Here is a 13,295-nt window from a genome sequence, read left to right as displayed (position 1 = left end):
GCGCGGACGTGAGCGGGTCCGGCGCTTCAGCCGGCGGATCAGTCCAGGGGAATCGTCACGGTCACTGCCGTGCCCGATCCTGGTTCCGAGTCGACGGCTACTGTCCCGCCGGCTTCCTGCACCGCCGCGTGCACGGTCCGGTGCCCCGCCGACCGGGGACCCGATCCGCAGCCGTTGTCCGCAACAGTAAGCCGGATACCGTGGAACACGGCGGCGAGCCTTACCGTCACGTCGGTGGCATGCGAGTGCCGGAACGTGTGGCTCAGGGCTTCCTGCGCAGACTGGTACAGCAGGATGGCGCAGCTTGCCGAGATCTCCACGCCGTGATGGGGCGTCTCCCAGTGGACGCAGGTGCCTTGGCGGCGCAGCGGTGCCGTTAGCCGGTCGATGCAGCCGGCGAGCCCGAGCCTGTGGAAGTCCACGGGTTCAGGATCCGTGATAACTCCCCCGACCTCGGTGACTTCTTCGAGAGTTGCTGCGTTGTTCATGGTGCCCGCGCTTCCTTGCGGCTCTTAATGCGTTCCCCGAGGGAGCCGTTCCCAACAGGCTGATGGATCAAGGGTGGCGCGGGCGGATCAGGCTTAGCGCGGGATTTCCTCAGGATCGGATCAGCTTTTCACCGGGTCAATATTTACCGGGCAAATGTCGGCTGGTCCAATGTTCGCCGGGAGGCTTACTACTGGGCCAGGGTCCAGGGCTGGAGCGCCTGCCGCGGGTACGTGACAGCGTCAGCGGCGTCAAGGACTTCCAGTGCTGTCATGTGGGCCGCGGCCGCGACGTCCCGGATGGGCTTGCCGTGCGTCACCGCTGCCGCCACGGCTGTTTGCAGGGTCACCGCTGCAGGCTCGTGCTCTGCACTCTCGGATTCCAGCGTGGCAGCGGCTTCTTCCACGGCCCGGATGTCGTCATCGTCCATCAGTGCGCTCCTCTTCTCTGCTTCATTGCAGTACCGCCGGCGGCGCCCTCAGGGGTACGTTGCCCCGAAGACGTCACTTCATCCTGATAGAAACAATAGGACAGACAAGTCTGTCTCGGCCAGTCCCAAGGTAGAGTATTTCTCTAATGAACACACCTGATACCACGGAGGGCACCTTGCTGCCCCAAGGTGTTCGTGCTGCGCAGAACGAACCCCTGCACCGGATACTCTCCACTGCCTACGAGCTGTTTTCCCGCCGTGGCATCCGCGACGTCGGCATCAACGAGCTGATTGAGCGTTCCGGCGTGGCCAAATCCACGTTTTACCGGCATTTCCCGTCCAAAGATGCACTGGTTCTTGCCTTCCTGGCCCTCCGAGATCAGGTATGGACCGTGGATCTCATTGTCGCCGAAGCCCGGAGCCGCGGGAACAGCCCCGAGGAACGGCTGCTCGCCATCTTTGACGTGTTCGGCGACTGGTTCCAGCGCGATGATTTCGAGGCCTGCACTTTCATCAACGTCCTCCTTGAGATGGGCCCCGAGCATCCGCTGGGGGAAGCCAGCATCGGCTACCTCGCCCGGATCCGCGGCCACCTCCAGGCGCTTGCGGAGGAAGCGGGCCTGCGCGACACCGAGGAGTTCGCCCGCTCCTGGCACATTCTGATGAAGGGCTCCATCATTTCGGCCACCGAGGGTGACTTCCTGGCGTCCAAACGCGCCCAGCAGATGGCTGGCTGGCTGATCGCCCACCACCGGAGCTGACGCCAGGGCAAGGCTGGCGCCGGCAGGCAGCGCCTCGGCCCACGGGTATCGTACGCCGGGAGAGTCAGCCACCCTTCTTGCCTTTGCCCTTGTTGGAGCCCTTGGCCCGGTTGTCGGTGGCGGGCTGCGTGGTCACGGCCGGTTGGGGAGTCAGGGCGGCGGGAGCCTGGTGGGCGGCGGCGTTTTGGGCGGTGGCGTTTTGGGCCGCGGCCGCCTCTGCGGCGGCTTCCGCTGCCGCTTTGGCGGCGGCGGCCTTATCTGCGGCCGCTTTGGACGCAGCCGCTTTCTTTGCTGCAGCCGTGCTGGCGGCGGCTTTGGCCGTAACCGCCGCCCGGAGGTCAGCCCGGACGGCGTCGATGGCTTTCATGATGCTTTGGTGCCGCTTGAAGGACACGTCACCATTTGCCGCAGCCCGGGTCAGGTGCTCGGCCAGCTCATCGAGGATCCGGAGCCCGGTGGAAGGATCCTCGTTCGCAGCCGCCGTGCTGACGGCCAGGACCTGGGCCTGCAGTTCCGTGCCGGTCTTGGAGTCCAGGTCCGGGGCGGCTGGAGCGCAGCCGGCCAGGGCGGCAACCGCGAGACCGGCGGCAAGAAGTCGCGTGCCAACGTGCAGCCGACCAACCTTGCTGCCCAGCGAATCCATCATGGTTTCCCTACGTTGCCGACCGGTACCCGCCGCTGGGGCATTCTGCCCCAGCCCGCGGGGCCGCCGGAAATGGCAGCCGAATAAATCATAAGCCTACTTATCTTCAATAGGGGATCCGGTATGAGGCCATGAGTGCCGCGAACTCTCGAGGAGGTGGCGCAGGAGGGCCTGTTCCGGACAGCCGGGGTGTGCAGCCAGATGGCGCACCAGCCGGAGCCTGACGGCGGATTGGGGATCCGTGGCCGAAATGATGTCCAGGATGAGATCGATGACCTGCTGGCGCATCACCGTCCGATCCTGACGGCCGTGCGGGCTGCCCCACGGTGTGCGTGGGCGGGCAGGTGCTTCGAGTTGGCGGAGTCGGGGTCCCGAGGCTTGCGATTCGCGCTCCAGCGGATCCGGGAGATTAGCCGTCATCACGGCCTCCGTGGTGATCGCCGCCGCGCCGGGCAGGCCTGTCATCGCTTCCGCCGCCGCGCCGGGCAGCCCCGTCATCGCCGCCGTGCCTGAGCCCGCCCTTGTCGTCTGGGATGCTGGTCCCGCTGGCCGGGGGGACCGCCGACCCGACTACAGCAGCCAGAGCGGGCTCGGCTGGCACGACCACAGCGGCAGGGGCGGGCTCGGCCGGCACGACGAAAGCGACCAAAGCGGTATTGCTGCCGGCGGTACCCGGTTTACGGCCCGGGGGCGGCGCTGCGCGGGTGGGCTTGGGTAAAGCCGTAACCGGCATCGCCGTGGAGCCAGCGGGTATGTCCGCGTTTGCCGCCGGGCCCATGGCGGTCACGTTGGGCACCACAATGCCGGGCCTTTGGATCTGGGTCGGTTCGGCCAGGGCTTCGCTCCAGACATTGAATCCGGCAATGGCTATCAGGGGAAGGCTTAGGAGTAACAGCTTCTTCATCGGAGCGCCCCTTTCAGCGGCTTCACTGCCTGACTCCCGCCACTATCCGCCGGTTCTCCTGTGAAAATCTCGGCACGCCATCCCCCCTATGGGGTCATGAAGGGGGGAACTGGGGGGTCAGGGGTATTGGTGGACCCCCGCATGGGGGAGTTTCTGGGTTTCCATCAAGAAATTCCCGGGTTTTCATAAGGAAGGCCAGCAGGAAAACCCACACCTGCCGGGGCCTGGGGGTCCCAAGGTTTTAGCCCTCGTAGTGTGTCTTAGCGGACCTGCCCGAGCTGCAGATCCCGGGTGGCTCCGGTTTTCCTAGGACTCACAGGGCCTGCCAGAAGGGCTGCGCGGGGGCACCCGCGCACCTAGGCTGGGTAGGAAGGTGACCGGCGGGACTCCGCCATGACAGTCCACACCCGGGCCGGCCGTCAGACCGGGCCGGCCTGCAAACCAAGCCAGAGGAGACCACCATGAGAATTGCTGTAACAGGGGGAAGCGGAAAGCTGGGGCGCAGCGTGGTCCGCCGGCTCACAGAGGACGGGCACTCCGTCCTGAACCTGGACCGGGCGGGAGAGAGGAGCGCCGCGCATGCGGTCGTGGACCTGCGCAACTATGGCCAGGTACTGGACGTGGTCCTGGGCCTGGACGACCGCCACCGGGGGTTTGACGCAATCGTCCACCTCGGGGCGATCCCGGCGCCCGGGCTCGTGCCGGACGCCGCCACCTTCGAGAACAACATGCTGTCCACCTACAACGTGTTCCAGGCGGCCCGCAGGGCCGGCATCAAGAAGGTCGTGTACGCCTCCAGCGAGACGGTGCTGGGACTGCCGTTCGACGTCGACCCTCCCTACATCCCGGTGGATGAGGAATACCCGGCGAGGCCGGAAAGTACCTACTCGCTGGTGAAGCACCTGGAGGAGCAGATGGCGATCGAGATGACGCGGTGGGACCCGGAGCTCAGCATCACCGGGCTGCGGTTCTCCAACGTCATGGACCCCGAGGACTACGAGGAGTTCCCGTCCTTTGACGCTGACGCGACGCTGCGCAAATGGAACCTCTGGGGCTACATTGACGGACGCGACGGCGCCCAGGCGGTGGCGCGCGCCCTCGAGAGCGGGAAGCCCGGCTTTGAGGCGTTCATCATCGCCAACGAGGACACCGTCATGAGCCGCTCCAGCGCGAGCCTGGCCGCCGAGGTGTTCCCCAACGTCAAGGTAACCAGGGAGCTGGGCGAGCACGAGACCATGCTCTCCATCGACAAGGCCAGACGGCTCCTGGGTTTCGCCCCCGAGCACACGTGGCGGACCTACCACTCCAACCGCACCACCCCCACCGAAGACTGACCACCGAGAACTGACCACCGAGGACTGAGGAGAACCCATGCAATACCGCACCCTGGGCAACAGCGGGGCCGTCGTGTCCAACTACGCGCTGGGCACCATGACCTTCGGCGCCGAGGCCACGGAGGAAGCGTCCCACGCCATCCTGGATGACTACGCGGCAGCCGGCGGCAACTTCATCGATACGGCGGACGTGTACAGCTCCGGCGTGTCTGAGGAGATCATCGGACGCTGGCTCGCGAAACGGCCGGAAGCCAAGGACCAGGTTGTCCTTGCCACGAAGGGCCGGTTCCCCATGGGGAAGGGCCCCAACGACCTGGGCACCTCCCGGCGCCATCTCACCAAGTCCCTGGATGATTCGCTCCGGCGCCTCGGCGTGGAGCAGATCGATCTCTACCAGATGCACGCCTGGGACCCCATCACGCCGCTGGAGGAGACACTGCGGTTCCTCAACGATGCCGTCAGCAGCGGGAAGATCGCGTACTACGGGTTTTCCAACTTTCTGGGATGGCAGCTGACCAAGGCCGTCCACCTTGCGAAGGCGCACGGCTGGAGCGCTCCCGTGACTCTCCAGCCGCAGTACAGCCTGCTCGTGCGGGAGATCGAGTCGGAGATTGTGCCCGCCTCGATGGACGCGGGCATCGGGCTCCTGCCCTGGTCACCCCTTGGCGGCGGCTGGTTGTCCGGCAAGTACAAGCGGGACCAGCCGCCGGCCGGAGCCACCCGTCTGGGCGAGAACCCCACGCGCGGCATGGAAGCCTGGCAGGCCAGGAACGACGACGAACGCACCTGGGAGGTCATCGGAACCGTCGAGAAGATCGCCGCGGATCACGGCGTCAGTGCCTCACAGGTGGCCCTCGCGTGGCTCGCGGACCGTCCTGCGGTCACGTCCGTGATCCTCGGGGCCCGCACTACCGAACAACTGGCGGACAACCTGGCGGCGGCAGATCTTGAGCTGACCTCTGCGGAAACCGAGAGGCTGACGGAAGCCAGCCAGCCGCGCGTCGGGGTTTATCCGTACGGGCTGATGGCGCAGGAGCAGCGCAGCAGGAAGATTGCCGGCGGCCGCTAGGCAAATCCACAATCGCCCCGGTGGCTGAATGCCACCGGGGCGTTCTTGCGCGACCCTCTGAACTGACGATCCTATGACCTGACGGGTTGCGCGTCGTCCTGCCGGATCTCCTCGCCGGGCAGTGATTCCTCAGCCGGTTCCTCCGCCTCAGCCGGTTCCTCAGCCGCGGCCGGCCGGTTGAGGTCGGTCAAGGGCACCGGATCCGGCCTCACCGCCGTGCTCTGAATGGGGACGGCGGCTCCGCTGTGCGCTGATACGAGCATGGCTTCCATGATCTCGAGCGCGTGGAAGGCCAGGACCCCGCCGGCGCGCGGCTCGCGTCCCGCAGGCGTGCCGGCGAGGTCCGCTATGCCGAAGCCGCGGCCCGCATCGAGGTAGCCGGCGGACACCGGCAGCGTCTCCCAGGCGTCGGAGCCGAGCAGGAACAGCTGCACATCGCCGTCGAAATGGTTCGGATCCGGAACCACCAATGATCCTTGCTCGCCGTGGACCTCGATGTTGGGGGACTTGGACTGCACAGCGTCAAAGCTCATCACCAGCGTGGACAGCGCGCCCGAGGCATGAACCAGAATTCCGGTGACGTGGGAATCGGTGTTCACGGGGACCATTTCGCCCATCCGCGGTCCTGACCCGATGGTGCGCGCGGGCCGGGTGTGGCTTGCGGCGCCAATCACGGACACCACCGGCCCCAGCAAGGTGACGAGGGCACTGACGTAGTACGGACCCATGTCCAGCAGGGGTCCGCCGCCGGGCTGGTAGTAGAAGTCGGGGTTGGGGTGCCAGCGCTCATGGCCTGGAGTCACCATGGTGGCGGTGGCCGAGACCGGTGCCCCGATGAGGCCGTCGTCGATGGCTTTTCTGGCGGTCTGGATGCCGGTGCCCAGGACCGTGTCGGGTGCACACCCGATGCTCACCCCCGCCTTGACGGCCGCCTCAAGCACCTGCCGGGCTTCCGCCACGTTCGCTGCCAGCGGCTTTTCTCCGTAGACGCTCTTGCCTGCTGCGATGGCCCTCAGCGCGATGTCCGCATGGGCTGCCGGAATGGTCAGGTTCAGGACAAGGTCAACGTCCTGGGCAGCCAGCAGTTCGTCGACGCTGACCGCCCGTACGCCGCCGTAGCTGTCCGCCACGGCCCGGGCCCTCGCGGGATCGAGGTCCGCCACCGCCACCAGTTCGACGCCGTCCAGCCTGCGGAAACTGGCGAGATACTGGGCGATGATTGCGCCACAGCCGATGATTCCTACTTTTAGCGACTTGCCCACAGCAGGCCCCTTTCAATGATCGTGCGGACGTTGGTGTCCTGAAGGATTTCCACCCGGTGCCCCGGCGTGGCGACGAAGATGCGGCCTTCTCCCCACTGCCGGGTCCAGATCGCAGGGGAGGTCACTTCGCGGTGCCAGGGGTCCCATTCGCGGACCTTCTGGGTGGTGGTGGCGAGGACGTCGATGTAGTCGTCCGAGAGCACCCAGTACTGCTCGGTGACGAGGTCGAAGTCACCCAGGCCCTGGGTGATGGGGTGCTGGGCAGCGGCGGGAAGCATCCGGACGGTGTAGGGCACGTAGTTGTCCGACTGTTCCCCGGTGAGTTCGTCCGGGTGCTTTCCCGGATGGCAGGCGAATTGGCCGCCGATCAGGTGCAGGTAGTCGGAGTTGTTGCGGTACGAATCCGCGATGCCGCCATGCCAGCCGGCCAGGCCGGTGCCGTTTTCGACTGCGGCGCGCAGGCCGGCGAATTCTTCCTTTTCGATGGTGGTCATTGTCATGCACTGCATGATCAGGTCGACTCCGGACATGTACGCGCTGTCCGCATAGATTTTCGGGGACTCCTCCACGCGGACGTCGTACCCGTTGCCTTTGAGGAACGGGATGAAGAGTTCCGTGGCTTCGAACGGCTGGTGGCCGTCCCAGCCGCCGCGGACCACCAGGGCTGTCTTGGTTTCTGTCATGGGATGCTTCCTTAGTTTTTAACGTTGTGCCAGCGGCTGGAGTCGGCGGCGCTTGCCTCGACGGCAGCCAGGACCTGCTGCACCTGCAGTGCATCGGCGAAGGACGGTTCCGGCTGTCGGCCTGTTGCTATCGCGGTCACGAGATCCACCACCTGGTGCGTAAACCCGTGCTCGTAGCCCAGTCCGTGGCCGGTGGGCCACCAGTTGGCCGCGTACGGATGCTCCGGCTCGGTGACGAAGATCCGCCGGAAGCCGGCGTCGGGCGATTCGGTGGCGTCGTAGTACGAGAGCACATTCATCTCCTCGAAATCGAAGGCCAGTGATCCCCGGCTTCCGTTGACTTCCAGACGCATGGCGTTCTTCCGTCCCAAGGCGTAACGGGTGGCTTCGAAGCTCCCCAGCGGACCGCCGTCGAACCGTGCAGTGAACAGTGCGGCGTCATCCACGGTGACGGTTCCGCGGGGCGTGTCCGCGCCGGCGTCGCCGTGTCCGCCGAGTCCCACGAGATTGCCGGCGAGTGGCCTTTCCGGCACGAAGGTCTCCGTCAGGGCCGACACGCCGCTGATTCGTTGGCCCGTGATCCATTGTGCGGCGTCGATGCTGTGCGCACCGATGTCGCCCAGCGAGCCGGACCCTGACTTGGACTTGTCCAGCCGCCAGGTCATGGGGGCGTTTTCATCGCTGAGCCAGTCCTGCAGATACTGGGCCCGGACGTGCCTGAGGGTGCCGAGCCGCCCTTCGTCCGCGAACCTCCTGGCGAGGGCAAGGGCGGGCGTCCTGCGGTAGCTGAAGCCGCACATCGAGAAGACGCCGCGGTCGGCCGCGGCTTGCGCCGCGTCCGTCATCCTTTCCGCGTCGGCCACGGAGTTGGCCAAAGGCTTCTCACACAACACGTGCTTGCCTGCTTCGAGGGCGGCGAGCGCTATCTCCGTATGAGTGTCCCCAGGCGTGCAGATGTCAATCAGGTCGATGTCGTCGCGTTCTATCAGGCGGCGCCAGTCCGTTTCGGTCGAGGCCCAGCCGAGCTTGGCGGCGGCTCCGTTCAGCGCTTCCGGGTTACGGCCGGCGACGGCGGTCAGTTCGGGTTGAAGCGGCAGGTCGAAAAACCTGGGCGCGGTCCGCCAGGCGTGGGAGTGGGCTGCACCCATGAAGGCGTAACCCACCATGCCGACGCGCAGCGTCTGTGCGGCTGTCATTGAGGTCCTTTCGTAAGGCCCGGCATGCTATTTGCTGAATCCGGCGGTCAGTCCGCTCAGCAGCTGCCGGCGGGCGACGACGTAAATCACCAGGAGGGGCAGGGTCGCCAGAACCACTGAGGCGAGAATGGCGGGGATGTTCACGCTGAACTCACCCTGGAACGCCCACAGCGAGAGCGGCAGCACCCTCGTGGACGGGCTTTGCGTCAGGATCAGCGGAAAGAGGAAGCCGTTCCAGACGTGCAGGGCGTTGTAGATGCCGACGGTGATGACGGCGGGCTTGGTCATGGGAAGTGCCAGCCGCCACAGCATGGCCCAGTCGGAGCAGCCGTCCAGGCGCATGGACTCGAACAGCTCGTTGGGCACATCCCGCATGAAGTTGGACAGGATGAGGACGGAGACCGGAATGGCAAAAGCCACGGACGGCAGGATCAGCGCCAGCAGGGTGTCGTACAGGTGCGCCCTGGTGATCATCCAGTAGATGGGGATGATGGTGGCATGGAGCGGGATGGCGAGACCCAGGAGGAACAGGTTGTTCGTCCAGTTCAGGAACCGGCTCTTGCCCCGGACGATTGCGTAGGCGGCCATGAAGGACACCACCAGGGCGGGGAGCACCGTTCCAACGGTGACAATGACGCTGTTGGTGAAGTACCTGACGAAGTTGTTGTCCAGCACCAGCTTGTAATTGTCCAGAGTGGGCTCCGCCGCCGGGAGCATCGGATTGGACGTGAAGAATCCCGCCTGGTTCTTAAGGCTGGTAATCACCACGTAGTAGATCGGGACGATGATAATCGCGAGCCAGAGCCAGCCGCCCGCGCCGCCCAGAAGGTTTGGACGCCGGCGTCCCAGCCCCTTCGTGCGGGAAGCCGGCGCTGCGGCGGGCGGGCCGGTGACGGTCGCCGGAGGGACAGGGAGCTGAGTCGTGGAGGCCATCAGGCACCTTCCAGTTGGCTTGCGTTGCGGTTCTTGCCGCCGAGGCGCTGCAGGAGGAGGGCAAGTCCAAGACCTATGACGATGAGGATGACGCCGAGGGCGCTGGCGGCTCCCATGTCATTGGCCTTGAATCCCGTCAGGTACATGTGCAGCGGCAGCAGCCGCGTACTGTAGCCGGGTCCGCCGCCGGTGAGCACAAAGATGAGGTCGAAGTAGGCCAGGCTGCCCACCACCATGAGCGTGGAGGACGTGATCATGGTGTACTTCAGCTGCGGCAGGGTGATGTTCCAGAACTGCCGGAACCGGCCCGCCCCGTCAATCTCCGCCGCTTCGTAGAGTGAAGCCGGGATCTGGCGCACGCCGCCCTGGTAGATCAGGGTGTGGAACGGGACGAATTGCCAGGCGATGACGAAGACCACGACGAACAGCACCAGATCGGAATTGCCCAGCCAGTCCTGGGTCAGCAGGGGCAAATGGAAACCGGGCCCCAGGCCGAAGTTGGGGTCGAGCAGCGCTTTGAAGGCAATCGCAACGGCAGCCGAGGAGAGAAGCAATGGCAGGAAGTAGAGGACGGCCAGGGCCGCCCGGTATTTCTGCCCGCCGGCGGTGAAGACGCCGAGCAGCAGGCTCACGGGCGCCTGGACAATGAATGAGAAGAACATGATCTTTGCTGTTACGAGAAGGGCGTTGCCGGTCACCGGATCCGTGAGGACTGTGGCCCAGCTGGACAGCCCGTCCAGCTTGATCTCCCGGAGACCGTCCCAGCTCGTGAAGCTGAGGAACACCACACCGAGGAGCGGAATCACGGCGAACAGCAGGAAGAAGACGAGGGCCGGCGCCGCCAGCCACCCCGAAGGGCCCGCGTCGCGGACCCTCCGGGCAGGAGAACTAAGGGAAGTCATGGTGCTACTTACCGATCGTGGCGTTCATTGTGGCGACGAACTGCTCGGGGCTGATTTTCTTCAGGAAGATCTGGTCCAGGTTGGACAGCATTGCGTCGCCCTGGGCAGGGCTGAGGGCCTGGTCCCAGGAGAGGGTGAAGCTCGGCGCGTTCTTGGCCATGCCGTAGACGAAGGTCAGGAAGTCCTTGTCGGGAGAGGCAGCGAGTTTGCTGTCGATTCCGTTGATCACGGGCACCGCTCCTGAGTCGATCAGGGCCTGGGTGTCGCCGTCGGTGAACATTCCGTCCTTGACGTAGTCCAGGGCGGCTTTCTTCTGGGCGTCAGTGGCCTTGGCCGAGATGGACCAGAAGTTGGACGGGTTGCCGACGACGTTGGCGGGATCGCCCTTGCCACCGGAAACGGTGGGGAACGTCGCGTAACCGAGCTTGCCGCCCTTGACGAAGTCGGCGGCGTCCTTCTTCATGCCCTGGTAGATCCAGCCGCCCTGCAGGACCATGGCGGCCTTGCCGGTGTAGAGCAGTGCCTGGTCGGCGTTGCTGTCGGCGGCGACGGAGGAGAAGCCGTTGATGAAGCCACCCGCGTCCACCAGCTCCTGGATCTTGGTCAGTGACTGGGCCACGGCGGGGTCAGACCAGGCATCGGGCTTGTTGGCGGCGATGTTCGCGAAGACCTCCGGGCCGCCGATGCGTTCTACGAGGTACTCGAGCCACATCAGGTCCGGCCACTTCGACTGCCCGCCGAGTGAGAACGGAGCGATGCCGGCTTCCTTGAATTTCGGCACGAGCGCCATGAGCTCATCCCAGGTCTTGGGTGCCTGTGCGCCGACCTTGTCGAAAACCTCCTTGTTGTAATACAGGACCACGGGCTGGACGTTGTTGTTCGGAAGGGCGTAAGTCTTTCCGTCCACTACGCCGTTCTTCAGCACCGAGGGGAGGTAGCGGTCCTTGACGTTAGGATTCTGTGCAACGAAGTCAGACAGGTCGGCCACCTGGCCGGCATCAACGTATGATTTCAGCACTCCGCCGCCCCAGCCGTAGATGAAGGTGGGCCCTTCTCCAGCGCCCACAGCCGTCCGGACCTTGGTCTTGTAGGCATCATTGGCGAAGAAGTCGAGCTTGATGGACTTGTCAGCGTTGGCCTGGTTCCAGGACTCCACTGATTTTTGCAGGACAGGCTGGTTGCCGCCGGTCAGACCCCACATGGTTGCCGAGTCGCTGCTGACATTGGAACCGGCAGGACCGGCAGAGCCGCAGGCGGCCAGACTCAGCGCCACTCCCGCGGCGGAAAATGCCAGTGCAGCCGAGCGCAACTTTCGAATGTTCATTTCGCTTCCGTTCATCCTCCGGGCGCAACGCTGGTACCCGGTAACGTGTGAAGTGGGCCGCCGGCGTCGACTCCGAGGCGGGCGGTCCATTCGTGTGTGGTGGCGCAGCCGCAGAGTAAGGATTTCGAAACATTTCGAAACTATTGCGGCCGGTGAGGTAAATCTAGCCGTGAGCGCAGTCACAGTCAAGCGATTTTCGGCAAAACAACTCGGGATGCCTGTTCGGTTGTTGACCGGCACGGTTCATCCGAGGCAAGATGATGGCAGCGAAATATTTCGAAAGAACTCGAGGATCCCTTGTCTATGACCGTTCGGCCGGAGAAACCGACCCTTGCAGCCGTTGCCTTGCGTGCCGGCGTGTCAGCTCCCACCGTGTCCAAGGTTGTCAACGGCCGGGAGGACGTCTCGCCCGATACTCGCGCCAGGGTACTTGCGGCGCTGGAGGCGCTGGGATATCAGTCCCCTGTGCAGCGGCGCACGACCGCCCCGGGGCAGACCGTCGTCGAGGTGGTTTTCGACGCACTGAACTCCGCTTATGCGGTGGAAATCCTCAACGGGGTGCTGGAGTATGCCGGGACCACGGACGTCGAAGTGGTCCTGAGCGTAACCAGCCAGGTGACGGGTGCGGCGCTGAGCCCCGAACGCCGCGCCCAGAGGATGGTGGACGCCGGCCGCAGCGGCATGATCGTGGTGACGTCCGCCTTCAGCGCCGCGCAGCTTCATGCCTTTCGGCGCCGGAAGATCCCGGTGGCGGTGATTGACCCCCTGAACCCGCCACCGGCTGATGTTGTGAGCGTCGGTGCCACCAATTGGGCGGGCGGCAAGGCCGCGACGGAACACCTGCTCCAGCTCGGTCATTCGCGCATTGGTTTCCTTGGCGGCCCGGAAGCTGCCGAGTGCAACCAGGCGAGGCTGCACGGCTACATGGCGGCCCTCATGGCAAAAGATGTGACGGTGGATCCTTCGTACGTCCTGTCAGGAAGCTTCCGCTCGGATCACGGAGCCCGGGGCCTGAAGGCACTGCTGTCCCTCGCCGAGCCGCCCACTGCCATTTTCGCAGCGAGCGACAGCATCGCACTCGGCGTCCTCGGCGAAGCCCGGCGGAACGGTTTGCGGATTCCGGAGGATCTGAGCCTTGTGGGATTCGACGGGACCTACCAGGCGGAGGAATCCATTCCGCCGCTCACGTCCGTGGCGCAGCCCCTGCAGGAGATGGGCCGTGCGGCACTGCGCGCGGTGCTGCGGCAGCTCCACGGCGAAGCTCTCGATTCCCAGCGGGTGGAGCTGGCCACGCATCTTGTTGTGCGTGAATCAACCGCTGCGCCGCGTGAAGCTCATTGACTCTTAAAGGTCAATGAACGGTCTCCG

General features: G+C 65.1%; 15 protein-coding genes. 4 read left to right on the top strand and 11 right to left on the bottom strand.

From position 1 onward, the window contains the following. Positions 1-38: 38 nt before the first annotated feature. Together AC1DD3_RS17660 and AC1DD3_RS17655 are read right to left on the bottom strand one after the other, a co-directional pair. Positions 39-488, bottom strand: a complete 450-nt coding sequence (locus tag AC1DD3_RS17660) for a sensor histidine kinase (protein ID WP_476876299.1) — start codon at positions 486-488, stop codon at positions 39-41. Between the two features lie 188 nt (positions 489-676). After that, positions 677-916: a hypothetical protein gene (locus AC1DD3_RS17655; RefSeq protein ID WP_230118609.1), complete on the bottom strand. Its 240-nt coding sequence runs from the start codon at positions 914-916 to the stop codon at positions 677-679. 146 nt (positions 917-1,062) lie between these two features. Between AC1DD3_RS17655 and AC1DD3_RS17650 the strand changes: the two genes are divergently transcribed. Next, entirely contained in the window at positions 1,063-1,677 is a 615-nt protein-coding gene (locus AC1DD3_RS17650) for a TetR/AcrR family transcriptional regulator (RefSeq protein ID WP_230118610.1), read from the top strand. A 64-nt stretch (positions 1,678-1,741) separates the two neighbouring features. Here AC1DD3_RS17650 and AC1DD3_RS17645 read toward each other — a convergent pair whose 3' ends face one another. The 3 genes from AC1DD3_RS17645 to AC1DD3_RS17635 form a co-directional block, all read right to left on the bottom strand. Beyond that, a complete protein-coding gene (locus AC1DD3_RS17645; RefSeq protein WP_476882178.1) occupies positions 1,742-2,320 on the bottom strand; it encodes a mucin-associated surface protein in 579 nt (192 codons plus the stop codon). A 96-nt stretch (positions 2,321-2,416) separates the two neighbouring features. Beyond that, on the bottom strand, positions 2,417-2,611 hold the full coding sequence (locus AC1DD3_RS17640) for a hypothetical protein (protein ID WP_476882177.1): 195 nt from the start codon (positions 2,609-2,611) through the stop codon (positions 2,417-2,419). A gap of 118 nt (positions 2,612-2,729) precedes the next feature. Beyond that, positions 2,730-3,224: a hypothetical protein gene (locus tag AC1DD3_RS17635; protein WP_476882176.1), complete on the bottom strand. Its 495-nt coding sequence runs from the start codon at positions 3,222-3,224 to the stop codon at positions 2,730-2,732. 461 nt (positions 3,225-3,685) lie between these two features. On the opposite strand from AC1DD3_RS17635, the gene AC1DD3_RS17630 reads away from it, so the two are divergent. Both AC1DD3_RS17630 and AC1DD3_RS17625 read left to right on the top strand, forming a co-directional pair. Then, complete coding sequence (locus tag AC1DD3_RS17630; protein ID WP_230121367.1) at positions 3,686-4,558, top strand: NAD-dependent epimerase/dehydratase family protein; 873 nt, start codon at positions 3,686-3,688, stop codon at positions 4,556-4,558. A 37-nt stretch (positions 4,559-4,595) separates the two neighbouring features. Beyond that, the gene (locus tag AC1DD3_RS17625) at positions 4,596-5,627 is read left to right on the top strand and encodes an aldo/keto reductase (protein ID WP_476882175.1); all 1,032 of its coding nucleotides are present in this window, start codon (positions 4,596-4,598) and stop codon (positions 5,625-5,627) included. Positions 5,628-5,698: 71 nt separating this feature from the next. Here the strand turns inward: AC1DD3_RS17625 and AC1DD3_RS17620 are convergent, their stop codons facing one another. The 6 genes from AC1DD3_RS17620 to AC1DD3_RS17595 are packed head-to-tail and all read right to left on the bottom strand — an operon-like array spanning position 5,699 to position 11,927. Then, positions 5,699-6,889: a Gfo/Idh/MocA family protein gene (locus AC1DD3_RS17620; RefSeq protein WP_476882174.1), complete on the bottom strand. Its 1,191-nt coding sequence runs from the start codon at positions 6,887-6,889 to the stop codon at positions 5,699-5,701. Next, the gene (locus AC1DD3_RS17615; RefSeq protein WP_230121370.1) at positions 6,874-7,572 is read right to left on the bottom strand and encodes a ThuA domain-containing protein; all 699 of its coding nucleotides are present in this window, start codon (positions 7,570-7,572) and stop codon (positions 6,874-6,876) included. Before AC1DD3_RS17615 ends, AC1DD3_RS17620 begins: the two co-directional genes overlap by 16 nt. Positions 7,573-7,583: 11 nt before the next feature. Beyond that, positions 7,584-8,768, bottom strand: a complete 1,185-nt coding sequence (locus AC1DD3_RS17610; protein WP_476882173.1) for a Gfo/Idh/MocA family protein — start codon at positions 8,766-8,768, stop codon at positions 7,584-7,586. 27 nt (positions 8,769-8,795) lie between these two features. Next, positions 8,796-9,701, bottom strand: a complete 906-nt coding sequence (locus AC1DD3_RS17605) for a carbohydrate ABC transporter permease (RefSeq protein WP_230121372.1) — start codon at positions 9,699-9,701, stop codon at positions 8,796-8,798. Further along, on the bottom strand, positions 9,701-10,603 hold the full coding sequence (locus tag AC1DD3_RS17600; RefSeq protein ID WP_230121373.1) for a carbohydrate ABC transporter permease: 903 nt from the start codon (positions 10,601-10,603) through the stop codon (positions 9,701-9,703). Before AC1DD3_RS17600 ends, AC1DD3_RS17605 begins: the two co-directional genes overlap by 1 nt. Before the next feature lie 4 nt (positions 10,604-10,607). After that, complete coding sequence (locus AC1DD3_RS17595; RefSeq protein WP_230121374.1) at positions 10,608-11,927, bottom strand: ABC transporter substrate-binding protein; 1,320 nt, start codon at positions 11,925-11,927, stop codon at positions 10,608-10,610. Between the two features lie 303 nt (positions 11,928-12,230). Here AC1DD3_RS17595 and AC1DD3_RS17590 point away from each other — a divergent pair, with 303 nt between their 5' ends. Next, positions 12,231-13,268 (top strand): LacI family DNA-binding transcriptional regulator, encoded by a 1,038-nt coding sequence (locus AC1DD3_RS17590; protein ID WP_476882172.1) that lies wholly within the window; start codon positions 12,231-12,233, stop codon positions 13,266-13,268. Positions 13,269-13,295 lie beyond the last annotated feature (27 nt).

The organism is Arthrobacter sp. 05T444, assembly GCF_056395905.1.
Note: the sequence above shows the minus strand (reverse complement) of the source record. Positions and strands in the feature narration are given on the sequence as shown.

What these genes read in the sequence shown, in the direction of transcription:
- AC1DD3_RS17660 (WP_476876299.1), bottom strand. Translation starts at nt 488, where the DNA reads ATGAACAACGCAGCAACTCTCGAAGAAGTCACCGAGGTCGGGGGAGTT.
- AC1DD3_RS17655 (WP_230118609.1), bottom strand. Translation starts at nt 916, where the DNA reads ATGGACGATGACGACATCCGGGCCGTGGAAGAAGCCGCTGCCACGCTG.
- AC1DD3_RS17650 (WP_230118610.1), top strand. Translation starts at nt 1,063, where the DNA reads ATGAACACACCTGATACCACGGAGGGCACCTTGCTGCCCCAAGGTGTT.
- AC1DD3_RS17645 (WP_476882178.1), bottom strand. Translation starts at nt 2,320, where the DNA reads ATGGATTCGCTGGGCAGCAAGGTTGGTCGGCTGCACGTTGGCACGCGA.
- AC1DD3_RS17635 (WP_476882176.1), bottom strand. Translation starts at nt 3,224, where the DNA reads ATGAAGAAGCTGTTACTCCTAAGCCTTCCCCTGATAGCCATTGCCGGA.
- AC1DD3_RS17630 (WP_230121367.1), top strand. Translation starts at nt 3,686, where the DNA reads ATGAGAATTGCTGTAACAGGGGGAAGCGGAAAGCTGGGGCGCAGCGTG.
- AC1DD3_RS17625 (WP_476882175.1), top strand. Translation starts at nt 4,596, where the DNA reads ATGCAATACCGCACCCTGGGCAACAGCGGGGCCGTCGTGTCCAACTAC.
- AC1DD3_RS17615 (WP_230121370.1), bottom strand. Translation starts at nt 7,572, where the DNA reads ATGACAGAAACCAAGACAGCCCTGGTGGTCCGCGGCGGCTGGGACGGC.
- AC1DD3_RS17610 (WP_476882173.1), bottom strand. Translation starts at nt 8,768, where the DNA reads ATGACAGCCGCACAGACGCTGCGCGTCGGCATGGTGGGTTACGCCTTC.
- AC1DD3_RS17605 (WP_230121372.1), bottom strand. Translation starts at nt 9,701, where the DNA reads ATGGCCTCCACGACTCAGCTCCCTGTCCCTCCGGCGACCGTCACCGGC.
- AC1DD3_RS17600 (WP_230121373.1), bottom strand. Translation starts at nt 10,603, where the DNA reads ATGACTTCCCTTAGTTCTCCTGCCCGGAGGGTCCGCGACGCGGGCCCT.
- AC1DD3_RS17595 (WP_230121374.1), bottom strand. Translation starts at nt 11,927, where the DNA reads ATGAACATTCGAAAGTTGCGCTCGGCTGCACTGGCATTTTCCGCCGCG.
- AC1DD3_RS17590 (WP_476882172.1), top strand. Translation starts at nt 12,231, where the DNA reads ATGACCGTTCGGCCGGAGAAACCGACCCTTGCAGCCGTTGCCTTGCGT.